Raw genomic sequence first — 11,007 nt, 5'->3', positions numbered from 1 at the left:
GCAGCGTCATGCGATGGCCCACCCCAACCGCATCGGGGACATTACGGGCAAACCGCGGAGCCACTCACACAACACAGCCCGCTGACGAATCGAGGTTGGCTCGGGTAATCGTCGCGGCAGGGCGGCGTTCGACACGTGAAAGTTTCAGAGATCTCGAAAGCTTCTGGGTATCTATGGCAAGCTCACGATTTCGTGAGAGCGCCGTGAGAACTTCGGGGCTCGTCGGAGCCGGGCAGTGCTGTCATGATTCTTGAGATGTCGTCGCGAATCCCGAAGGAGAGTCAATGGGCAAAGCTCGGTCGTTGGCCGTCACCGCGGCGCTGGCTGCTGGCCTGACACTATCGGTGGGGACGGCCCCCGCTCAGGCCGACAGCATCAGGTACGTCTACTACCTCTACTCCGACTGCATCAATGGCGGGAACCTCGGCATTCAGTGGGGATGGTGGACCTCCTACAGCTGCGTCTACATGGAGACCTACGGGCCGAAATGGGCATTGTGGGCCTGACCGTTCGCTGACGGCATTTCTTCGTACGCCATCCGCGATTAAGGCCGGTCCCGGACGCTTTCACGGGGACTGTCTAGATGTTGTTGTTCTTACAGTCCCGCTCAAGACCGCCGGAACAGCTTCGCGATCACCACGACCGCACCGGCATCGGCGTGATCCTCATCGGCATGCCCGGCATCGTTCTCTCGCCGGTTCAGCCGTGTTGCGATCCACCAGCCTCGGCGTGGCTCTTGAACCAGATCATCTTGCGACCAGTCTCTGCGGACGCGTCCCGGTTGTAGTCCTCGATGCGGTCCAGGCAGTAGCCGAGCCGCTTGGGGATGGCCGCGCTGGCGGTGTTGGCCTCGTCGCAGCGAATCTCGATTCGCTCAATCCCGGGTAGTGCGAGTCCGGTCTCGGTGAGAGCCCTGGCCGCTCTGGTGGCCAACCCCTTGCCGGTGTGGTCGGCGTGAAGCCAGTAGCCGAGCTCGAGGGCGCCTGGCCCGACTCGGGCATGCAGACCCACGGTGCCCAGTGGCCGCTCGCTGTCCGGGGCGAAAATGCCGTAGACGTAGGCCTCACCCGTGTCCCACTGGCTGATCGTCGATGTGATGAAGGACTTCTGGTCGCTGAGCTGTGGCCGCTCGGCGGCCCAGGGCATCCACGTATGCAGGATCTCGAAGGACTCCAGGACGGCCATGTGCAAGGCCGGGGCGTCGGTGGGTGTCCAGCAGCGCAGCAGCATGTCGTCGAGTGTGATGCGTTTCGGGGGCCTCATGTCCCGATCATGGAGTGAGGCGTTCGACGCCGCTTCCGAAGTCGACACCGAGTTCGTGAAGATTTCCCGTGACAACCGTCAGGAGCAGGTGATGGTTCCGTCGTCCCGGCGGGTGCGTCGATGATCGGCTAGGACTTGCACGCCGTCACGAGACCGGTCGAGCTCAAGGAGGGCTGCGTCGCGTTGCAGCCGAGCATCCCGCGCCGAAAGCCGCGCAGAACGCGATGATCTGGCCGAACGGCAGCGCCGCTACGACGAAGACCGCGACCGGCTCCAGACCCAGCGGGACCTGCCCGCCTGTCAAGTCACCGCCGACACCCGACTGGAGACCACCGCCGCACGGCAGACTGATGCCACGCAGTGCCCTCTCTCGAGGGGGTAGGGTCTCTGCTGGATGTCGTGGATCCGTACTGACATCCGCCGGCACCCGACGCTGACATTCCATGGCAGAACTGCAGGTCATCTGCCCGTCAGCAGATGGCACTATCGCCACGACGTGTCAGGGGAGCGAAGGCCTTCTTCGCGCAGGTCTAGCTGTCGAAACGCTTCAGGACTGCCAGAGAATCGCTTACTGACGCAGGTGCCAGACGGGCGACACGGAGGGCTGGCTACGGCGCGAATTCGCCCTGAATATGGCACTCACCTGCGAAAAGGGCCTCCAGGAGCCGCGAGGGCGCGGCCCTTGAAGCGGCCTACTCAGAGGATCTTGCTGACACCTTGTGGCACTCCCACTGACACCAAGCGGCATATCCCCAGGACAACTTCGTGGCAATTGTCCCGTCTCAACCGAGTTGGCGTAGCAGCGATACTCTGACCTGCGGCTCGCCAACTCATTTGAGACAACGTGAATGTGAGTGTCTCAACGATCATGGCGTCCAGCAGTGAACGTCTCAGATCACCTGGCGTGTGATCGTGGAATGGCGAGGTCCTGGCCCTCGGCCCGGGCGCCGAGGCGTGACTCATCGAGGCCGCGGCTACCGTCGCCGTCTCCTTCAAGGCCGCGAACCACCGACCGGCACTTACCGCCTGGCCCGTGATGGAAGAGTCGCTGTCCCCTGGACTTGGGAGGATCTAGACTGGCCGCTACCCTGAGTTACTGACACCTCATGTTGCTTAACGCTGACAATTTCCGGTCGCTCAGCAGCATGGCCAAGTCCTCCAGCGTCACACCAGCGCCCACAGGGTGTCCACCTTGCCGACGCCTCGCGTGGTCCAGCCGCGGTGGACGTCCACGACGTGCTCCTCGTCGGACCGCAGGAAGATCGGATCGGCCTGGAAGCCGGCCTTGCCGAACTCGGTGAAGAACGCGGCCACCTCCGCCACCCCATGCTTGACGCCGGACAGGGGGATGGCCGGGATCCTCGACGTCGTCGGACAGGCCGACCGTTCCGGTGCGGCAAACACCGATCGTGTTTGTGCGCCTACCTCAAGGTATGAGCGCGCTGCGTTAACGGAACGGTCGTGCCAGGCTGGACGGGCGACATCTCGAAGACGGGAAACGTTTACGGATCATCAATCCGAGATCACCCCAATAGCAGCCGACGATCTTTACGTTTGCGGCGTTTGTGCACTGCCCCCCACCGCATGTGGAAGGACATCAATGCGCAATTCCGCTCGGGCATTCATCGTCGCGTTAGCGACCGCCCTGGCACTCAGCAGCGCGAACGTGGCCGGCACCCCCGCCTTCGCGCAGGACGGCGACGCCACACTGGCCGCCCTCACCCAGGTCGTCCCCGAGATCGTCGAGGAGGCCAAGACCGTTCCGCCGACCGAGATCCCCGACGGCGATGTGCAGCGGCCCTTCGCCGCCGCGACCGACCCCGGCCACACGCTGTCGGTGAACGTCAGCGAGGAGACGATCGGCATCGGCATGCCGGACGCCACCGGCGCCGGCAACCAGCCGCTGCCCGGCCTGGTCACCTACGCAGCCCGGCAGCCCAGCGTCACCTTCGCCCACCAGCGCACCGGCCAGATCGCCCGGGCGCTGACCGTCATCCACGACGCCTCGGCGCCGACCGAGTACCGCTTCCCGATCAGCGCGCCCGAGGGCAGCATGCTCGAGGTCGAGGACGACGACGGCACCGTCCTGATCTACAACAACGACTTCTACCTCGCCGAGATCGACCTGCCCTGGGCCAAGGACGCCAACGGCAACCCGGTGCCGACCAGCTACCGGGTGGAGGGCATGACGCTCATCCAGACGGTCAACCACGCGGGCGCCGCCTACCCCGTGGTCGCCGACCCGGCACTCAAGCTGCAGTGCGAGTGGTGGAAGGCCATGTGCCGGCTCATCTTCTCCAAGAGCCTCACCAAGAAGATCTACAACGTCTGGCTTGTCGCGGGCGTCGCCGGCGCCATCGAGGCGCTGAAGGGCGCCTGCGACAAGCTCAAGGGCAAGGCCAAGCTGATCTGCAAGATCGCCTACACGGCGGGTGGCGCGTCCGTCATCTACAAGATTCGGGAGGCCGCCAACAAGAAGCAGTGCTTTGCCATCCGGTTCCAGGCTCCGGGCATCGTCTGGTACGAGGTCCGCAAGAAGAGCTGCCAGAGCAAGTAACCCCCGCTTCGAACTGACGCCCCCGCCGGGCTTCGGCGGGGGCGTCGCCCTACCCGCACACCTCCGGAGCTCTCATGCCTGCTCGTACGCCACGGGCCCTCGCCGGTGGCCTCGCCCTCCTGCTTCTTCCCTTGGCCGCGCCCCCGGCCGCCGCCGAACCCCCGGCTCCCACCGCCGCCTCGCAGGCCCCCGCGAACCCGGCCGACCCGAGCGACCCCGCCTCCGCGGCGGCCGACCCGAGCGACCCCGCCCGCGTCGCGGCCGAGCCGAGCGCGCCCGACGAGGCCTCCGCCCGGCTGTCCGCCCGCCTGACGGGCGGGCGGGTCGAGGTGGCCGACGCCCGTACCGAGACGACCACCACCTACGCCAACCCGGACGGCACGCTGACGGTCGACACGTTCGCCGGCCCGGTCAGGTTCCGCAGGGACGGCGCGTGGGCGCCGGTGGACATCGCGCTCACCAGGACCGCGTCGGGCGAGATCGCGCCGCGCGGCCACGGCAGGGCGCTCAGGTTCGGCGGCGGGCGGCCCGGCCCCGGCGCCCGGCAGGCCGGCGCGGCCGCGCTGACCGACCTGATCACGATCGGCGAGGGCAACAGCAAGGTCACCATGCAGTGGAAGGGCGCGCTGCCGGCGCCGAGCCTGTCCGGTGAGACGGCCACGTACCCGGACGTGCTGCCGGGGGCCGACCTGGTCGTCACCGCGACCCGGACGGGCGCCGAGCAGTTCCTGGTGCTGAAGTCGCGCCCGGCGGCGCCGCTGACGTACACGCTGCGGCTGAAGGCGGCGGGCCTCACGCCGCGCGCGGCCAAGGACGGCGGGGTGGAGCTGACCGACGCCAAGGGCAAGGTCGCCGTCACCATCCCCGCGCCGGTCATGTGGGACGCCGCCACGCACCCGGTCTCCGGCGAGCACCTGCGGCGCGCTCCGGTGGACATGAAGGTTTCCGGCCGCGACCTCGTCCTCACCCCTGACCCGGCCTTCCTGAACGACCCCGCCACGACGTACCCCGTCACTGTGGACCCCTCGCTCAACCTGGGGCAGGTCTTCGACACGTTCGTGCAGGAGGGCTACGGCACCGACCAGTCGGGCGCCGACGAGCTGAAGATCGGCAACAACGGCAGCGGCCAGGTCGCCCGCTCGTTCATCACGTGGAAGACGCTCGGCCTCGCGGGCAAGAAGATCATCTCGGCCACGCTGAAGCTCTGGAACTACCACTCGTGGTCCTGCAACGCCCGCTCGTGGGAGGTCTGGTCGGCCAACAAGGCCTCCACGGCCTCGCGCTGGCCCGGCCCCGCGCTGGTCAAGGAGTACGTCTCCTCCAGCCAGACCAAGGGCCACGGCAGCGGCTGCGCCGACGGCTGGGTCACCGCCAACGTCACCTCGCTGGCGCAGTACTGGGCCGACCAGGGCTACAAGGAGTCCGGCATGGGCCTGCGGGCCACCAGCGAGTCGGACGAGTACGCCTGGAAGCGGTTCAACTCGGGCAATGCATCATCCCACGTGCCGGTCATCTCGGTGACGTACAACTCCTACCCGAGCACCCCGGTCTCCACGTGGCTGGCGCCGTACAGCGACTACGGCGGCGTCCGCTGGACCAACACGCTCACCCCGCAGCTGCGCAACCACGTGCGCGACCCCGACGGCGGCAACGTGCGCGGCAAGTTCGACCTGTACCAGGGTTCGACGATGCTGATCGACGACCTCTACGGCGCGTACGTGGCCAGCAACGGCTTCTCCGGCGCGAACGTGCCGGCGGGTAAGCTGGCCACGGGCAAGACGTACACGATCCGGTCGTGGGCCCATGACGGCTCGCTGACCTCGAAGGCGTACCAGACGGCGACGTTCAACGTCGACACCGTCAAGCCCGCCGCGCCCAAGGTGGCCTCCGCCGACTACCCGAACGACGGCAGCTGGCACGGTGACGCCGGCCAGGCGGGCACGTTCACCCTCACCCCCGCGAGCACGGACACCGGCTGGATCGCCTACAAGCTCGACGCGGGCGCCACCACGAAGGTGACCACGGTCGGCCCGGCCGTCACCGCCAAGGTGACCCCGGCGACGACGGGCGCGCACACGCTCAGCGTCTACACCATCGACAAGGCCGGCAACGCCTCCCCGACGACGTCCTACACCTTCAACGTCGGCTCCGGCGCGGCCGTGGCCTCGCTCACCGCGCCCGTGGACGGCCTGCGCAGCACCGGCAAGGTGCCCCTCGCGGTGATGGGCACGGCGTTCACCCAGGCCACGTTCCAGTACCGGCGCTCCGCGACCGACGCCTGGGCCGACCTGCCCGTCGCGAACGTCACCGGCGTGGACGGCAAGCCGCTCACCGCCTGGCCCGTCCCCGCCCCCGGCAAGCTGTCCGGCCTGACCTGGGACGCGGGCACGCAGCTCGGCGACGCCGCGGTGCAGGTGCGCGCGGTCGTGTCCGGCGCGTCCACGGCGCAGTCCGACCCGGTCGAGGTCGTGGTGGACCGCCGCGCCACCCGGGCCGCCACGAAAGAGGTCGGGCCGGGCGTGCTCAATCTCCAGACCGGCGACTACCGCCTCAGCACCACGGCGGGCGGCCCCTCCGGCCTGACGCTCACCCGCACGGCTTCCTCCCGCGACGCCGCCTGGTCGCTCCCGCTGCCCACGCTCAAGGAGACCTCGCCCACCTCGGTGGAGGTGACGCGGGCCGACGGCGCGCCGGTGCAGTTCACCAGGACGGCGGACGGCTGGAAGCCGGAGCCCGGCGCCGAGCACCTGACCCTTACCGGCGCCTACACGCTCACCGACGCCCGCGGAGAGGTCACCGCCTTCACCAAGCAGGGCGACCTGTACGTCCCCGAAGGCCACGTCCACGACCAGGGCCGGCTGAAGTCGATCACGAGGTCGGGGCGCACGCTGGACCTCGGTTACGACTCGGCGGGGCGCCTCACCACCGTCTCGCTCCAGGGCACGGTGATCGCCCAGTACGGCTACGACAGCGCGGGACGGCTCGCCGAGGCGTGGGACCCGCGGATCAGCCCGGCGCTGAAGACCCTCTACGGCTACGACGCCGCCGGCCGCGTCGCCTCCCTCACCCCGCCCGGCGAGCTGCCATGGACCTTCGTCTACGCGGCCGACGGACGGCTGCGCACCGTCACCCGCGCCACGCTGAAGCCCGGCACCTCCGACCAGATCGCCGGCGAGGCGAAGACCACCGTCACCTACGGGGTGCCGCTCACCACCGCGAGCGGCGGTCCGGCCGACGTGACGGCCAAGGAGGTGTCGGCGTGGGGGCAGGCCGTGGCCCCCGTGACCGCGACGTCGGTGGAGCCGCCAGGGCTCGCCGCCACGGTGACGTACCTGGACGGGTCGGGCAGGGCGGTCAACGTGCTGACGCCGGGCGGGCATCTGTCCGCCACCGACTACGACCGGTTCGGCCACACCGTACGGGTGCTCACCGCCGCGAACCGGGAGCTGTCGCAGCGCGACATCACCGACTATCGGCTCGCCGAGCTCGCCATCACCGGCTACGACCCCGAGGAGCGCGCCGAGCTGCTGTCCACCCGTTCCGTCTACGACGCCACGGGGCGGCGCAAGCTGACGGAGCTGAGCCCGGTCCACATCGTCAACCTCGAGTCCGACGTGGACGACCTGCCCGCCGGGTACGCCATCGGCGCCAGAACCCGCACCGTCTACACCTACGACGAGGGACGCCCGGCCGGCGCGACGGCCCGCGACCTGCCTACCACCGTCAAGACCGGCGCGGTGATCGTCGGCCGGGAGACCAAGCCGGACGCGGACGTCAGGACCACCTCGATCGCCTACGAGTGGGCCACCGGACAGCAGGCCGGGACGGTCCGCGACCCCGGCGGCAAGGCGGTCGCCGTCCCGGCCGCGAACCCCGTGCTCTACACCGCGACCGGCAGCGCGCCGTGCGGCGGGCGGCCCGAATGGGCGGGCCTGGTGTGCCAGGACGGCGGGCGCACGTACACCCACGACGCCGCCGGCCTGCCCGCCACGGTGACCGAGGGCGGCACGGTCACCACCCTCAAGCGCGACGCCGCCAGCCGCCTCACCGCCACCAAGGCGGGCGGGGAGGCCGAGATCGGCATCGGCTACGACCCCGCCACCGGCCGGCCGGCACAGCGGTGGCGCGGCACGGAGAAGATCGTCACGGCCTACGACCGCCTGGGCCGGGTCATCTCCCACACCGACGCCGACGGCGGCCAGACCCGCACCGAGTACGACGACCTCGACCGCCCGGTCAAGGTCACCGACTCCTCCCCGTCCACTAAGGTCTACGCCTACGACGCCAAGGCCGAGCCGCGCGGCCTGGCCACCTCGGTGACCGACTCGGTCGCGGGCACCTTCACCGCCCGCTACGACGCCGAGGGCCGCCAGATCGAGGGCGACCTGCCGGGCGGTCTGCACCTGCAGACCGGCTACGACGAGCGCGGCCAGAGCTACGCCCGCATCTACACCCGGGACGGCGTGGAAGGCCCGGTGATGATCGACCAGGTCGGCCGGAACGTCCACGGCCAGGAGGTGCTGAGCATGCGCACCGACCTCATGGCCGAGCGGCAGCTCGGCTACGACAAGGCGGGCCGGCTCACCTCGGCGCTGGACATGGCGTTCCCGAAGTGCACCCTGCGCCGCTACGACCACGACGGGGCGGGCAACCGGACCCGGCTGGCGGTGCAGTCGTCGGACGAGGACTGCCCGGTGGCCGACGACGCGGCCTCGGCGATCACCACGTACGGCTACGCCTCCGACGGCAGGCTGACCGGCGACGGCTACGCCTACGACGCGGCGGGCCGCACCACCTCGCTGCCCGGCGGGCGTACCATCGGCTACTTCGCGGACGGGCTGCCCGCCAGGCAGACCGCCGGCGAGCAGAGCCTGACCTGGACCCGGGACCCGGCGGGCCGGATCCGCTCGGAGACGACCGAGGCGGGCGCGGTCACCGTCCACCACTACGGCTCCGACGGCGACAAGCCCTCCTGGACCGCCGCGAACGGCACGATCGTCCGCAACGTCGCGGGCATCGGCGGCGAGCTGGCGGCGCTCACCGGGGCGGCCGGGTCGGTGCGCGTCCAGTTGCTCACCATCGGGGGCAGCGTCGGGACCGAGCTGGAGCTCGACACCGGCCTCGCCACCGTGATCGGGTACGACGAGCACGGCGTGCCGTCCCAGCCGGTGCGTTACGGCTGGCTGGGCGGGGCGTTCCGGCCGACCACACTGAACGGGACGGTCCTGGTGTCGGGCCGCGTGTACGACCCGTCGCTGGGCCGCTACCTGCAGCGCCCGTACTGAGCGATCGAGGAGGAGGGCGAGGCCGGCTCGCCCTCCTCCTCACGAGATGCGAAATCAGGCCGGGCAGACACCGGCGGGCCGGACCGACAGCACGGTGTGCGCGCGGGTCGCCGACTGCCTGGAGGACAGGGCGTAGTTGTAGGGCGTGCTGGTGACGCAGTACGCCACTCTGGTCTGGTTGGACACCTGGGTGACCTTGAGCCCGCCGGAGAAGGTCCGGCTGTCCCCCTCCTTGACGAGCACGGGCCGGGCCGACGACGCGCTCGGCTGCAGGCACAGATAGCCGGTCGGGCAGACGGCTGCGGCCTGGCTCGTGGCGGCGGCCGGGTGCGGGGCGAGGGCGGCGACGTGCCTGCCGTCGCGGAGGTGGCCGCGATGAGCGTGGTGACGCGGCGGCGCAGCGGTGCGGGCAGGACGCGGTTGAGCTTGACCAGCGCCCGGTCGGTCGGGACCCGGCGCCGCCACCTGCTCGTGCTTGCCGGAGGCCAGCGCGAGCGCGACGGCGACCGCTTCGTCGTCGGCGAGCATCAGTGGCGGCAGGCGTACGCCGCGGGCGAGCCGGTAACCACCGTGACGTTCCCCGACCGACTCGACCGGGGTGTCCATGCCGCGCAGCGCGGCGACGTACGGGCGGACGGCGCGGGCGTCGACGCCCAGCCGCCGCGTCAGCTCGTCGGCGGGTACCAGGCCGCGGTCCTGGAGGATCTCCAGCAGCGCGAGGACGGGTCGCCGGACGGGACACGATCCTCATGAGGGCAGAAAACGTCCACAATCCCTCCTAGCCTTGCGCCGCGACTGATCGCGATCCGAAAGGAGTCGGCTGGTGTCGACCAGCGTTCTCGTCGGCGGTTCGTTCCTGGGCGCGTGGGCGTGGGAGCGGGTCACGCCGCTGCTGACCGCGTACGGCCACCAGGTGCATCCGCTGATGCTCACCGGTTTCATGATCGCGAGCATCTGGGCCCGCCGGCCACGACGCTCACCACGCACGCCCGCGACATCACGGCCGCGATCGAATACGGCGGCCTGACCGAGGTGGTGCTCGTCGCGCACTCCTACGGCGGAGCCCCGGCCACGATCGCCGCCGGCACGATCCCCGAACGGCTCGCCCGCGTGGTCTACCTGGCCGCGCTGCTGCCCGAACAGGGCAAGAGCCTGTTCGACATCACGCCCGCGCCCGTCGTCGAGGCGATCACGCGGACCGTGCGGGACGGGCGGATCCCGTCATGAGTGACGAGGTGATCGACGCTGGCTTCGGCGAGCACGGGCTCACCCCGCAGGACCGTGCGTGGTTGCGGGCTCGCGGCGCCGGCCAGCCGATCGGCACCTACCAGGACCCCGCACCTGCCGACCTGAGCGCGGTGCTGAAGCTGCCCCGCACCTACATCGCCTGCGCGGGGTGACCCGGGCGGCCCGCCGAGCCTGCCGGGCGTGTACCTGATCACGCTGGAGGCGGGGCACTGGCCAATGATGACCGCGCCTGCGGAGCTGGTCCGGCTGCTGGACGAGGTGGCCCGGACATGATGCGTCGTAGAGACGATCGTCCGCACGTTCGCCAGTTGTTCGCTCTCGTCGGCATCCCGGAACGTCGCAAGGGCTAGCTTGACCTGGAACAGCACGGCGGCCGCAGCTGCGAGGGCGTCGCAGTCCGCGCCGCCCAGCGCATCCTCGCCCTGGCCACGGCGATCTGGCGCAACCACAAGACCGGCCAGCCGACCATGCGATCCCTGATCGCCTACGACGACTGAACACATCGGACTTGATCGTCTAGATGAGACACCGAGTGTGCGTGATCAGGCAGCCACGCCAACTAGTACTACAGTCATGTTTCGTGATCTATAGCTGGATCTTGTTGTGGCGTAGCCAGCGTTTCCAGTAGTGGCTGCTGCGGGCGCGGGCTTGGTG

Annotated in this window: 8 protein-coding genes; 5 read left to right on the top strand and 3 right to left on the bottom strand. The window is 69.8% G+C overall.

Features of this window, described 5'->3' with window-relative positions:
• Positions 1 to 284: 284 nt before the first annotated feature.
• Positions 285 to 506 (top strand): hypothetical protein, encoded by a 222-nt coding sequence (locus ACIBVN_RS59680; protein WP_397151633.1) that lies wholly within the window; start codon positions 285 to 287, stop codon positions 504 to 506.
• Positions 507 to 699: 193 nt separating this feature from the next.
• On the opposite strand, the gene ACIBVN_RS59675 is transcribed toward ACIBVN_RS59680, so the two are convergent.
• Together ACIBVN_RS59675 and ACIBVN_RS59670 are read right to left on the bottom strand one after the other, a co-directional pair.
• Positions 700 to 1,263 carry a GNAT family N-acetyltransferase gene (locus tag ACIBVN_RS59675; RefSeq protein ID WP_397151631.1) on the bottom strand — a complete coding sequence of 188 codons (564 nt, stop codon included), beginning with the start codon at positions 1,261 to 1,263 and terminating at the stop codon, positions 700 to 702.
• A 1,164-nt stretch (positions 1,264 to 2,427) separates the two neighbouring features.
• Positions 2,428 to 2,667, bottom strand: coding sequence for a hypothetical protein (locus tag ACIBVN_RS59670; protein WP_397151629.1), 240 nt, complete (start codon positions 2,665 to 2,667; stop codon positions 2,428 to 2,430).
• Positions 2,668 to 2,863: 196 nt separating this feature from the next.
• On the opposite strand from ACIBVN_RS59670, the gene ACIBVN_RS59665 reads away from it, so the two are divergent.
• Both ACIBVN_RS59665 and ACIBVN_RS59660 read left to right on the top strand, forming a co-directional pair.
• Positions 2,864 to 3,820, top strand: coding sequence for a hypothetical protein (locus tag ACIBVN_RS59665; RefSeq protein WP_397151628.1), 957 nt, complete (start codon positions 2,864 to 2,866; stop codon positions 3,818 to 3,820).
• Positions 3,821 to 3,894: 74 nt separating this feature from the next.
• The gene (locus ACIBVN_RS59660) at positions 3,895 to 9,105 is read left to right on the top strand and encodes a DNRLRE domain-containing protein (protein WP_397151626.1); all 5,211 of its coding nucleotides are present in this window, start codon (positions 3,895 to 3,897) and stop codon (positions 9,103 to 9,105) included.
• A gap of 54 nt (positions 9,106 to 9,159) precedes the next feature.
• Here the strand turns inward: ACIBVN_RS59660 and ACIBVN_RS59655 are convergent, their stop codons facing one another.
• Complete coding sequence (locus tag ACIBVN_RS59655) at positions 9,160 to 9,810, bottom strand: helix-turn-helix transcriptional regulator (protein ID WP_397151634.1); 651 nt, start codon at positions 9,808 to 9,810, stop codon at positions 9,160 to 9,162.
• 159 nt (positions 9,811 to 9,969) lie between these two features.
• Between ACIBVN_RS59655 and ACIBVN_RS59650 the strand changes: the two genes are divergently transcribed.
• Both ACIBVN_RS59650 and ACIBVN_RS59645 read left to right on the top strand, forming a co-directional pair.
• Positions 9,970 to 10,332 carry an alpha/beta fold hydrolase gene (locus tag ACIBVN_RS59650; protein ID WP_397151624.1) on the top strand — a complete coding sequence of 121 codons (363 nt, stop codon included), beginning with the start codon at positions 9,970 to 9,972 and terminating at the stop codon, positions 10,330 to 10,332.
• On the top strand, positions 10,329 to 10,505 hold the full coding sequence (locus tag ACIBVN_RS59645; RefSeq protein WP_397151622.1) for a hypothetical protein: 177 nt from the start codon (positions 10,329 to 10,331) through the stop codon (positions 10,503 to 10,505). Before ACIBVN_RS59650 ends, ACIBVN_RS59645 begins: the two co-directional genes overlap by 4 nt.
• The last annotated feature ends 502 nt before the right edge of the window (positions 10,506 to 11,007 follow it).

The sequence above is a fragment of the Nonomuraea sp. NPDC049400 genome (assembly GCF_044466425.1).
Taxonomy (GTDB): domain Bacteria; phylum Actinomycetota; class Actinomycetes; order Streptosporangiales; family Streptosporangiaceae; genus Nonomuraea.
The sequence above is the reverse complement of the archived record's forward strand: the minus strand, read 5'-3'. Positions and strand labels throughout refer to the sequence as shown.

Bases quoted from the DNA above. Each gene is read 5' to 3' on its own strand.
- ACIBVN_RS59680 (WP_397151633.1), top strand. From the start codon at position 285: ATGGGCAAAGCTCGGTCGTTGGCCGTCACCGCGGCGCTGGCTGCTGGC.
- ACIBVN_RS59645 (WP_397151622.1), top strand. From the start codon at position 10,329: ATGAGTGACGAGGTGATCGACGCTGGCTTCGGCGAGCACGGGCTCACC.
- ACIBVN_RS59665 (WP_397151628.1), top strand. From the start codon at position 2,864: ATGCGCAATTCCGCTCGGGCATTCATCGTCGCGTTAGCGACCGCCCTG.
- ACIBVN_RS59660 (WP_397151626.1), top strand. From the start codon at position 3,895: ATGCCTGCTCGTACGCCACGGGCCCTCGCCGGTGGCCTCGCCCTCCTG.
- ACIBVN_RS59675 (WP_397151631.1), bottom strand. From the start codon at position 1,263: ATGAGGCCCCCGAAACGCATCACACTCGACGACATGCTGCTGCGCTGC.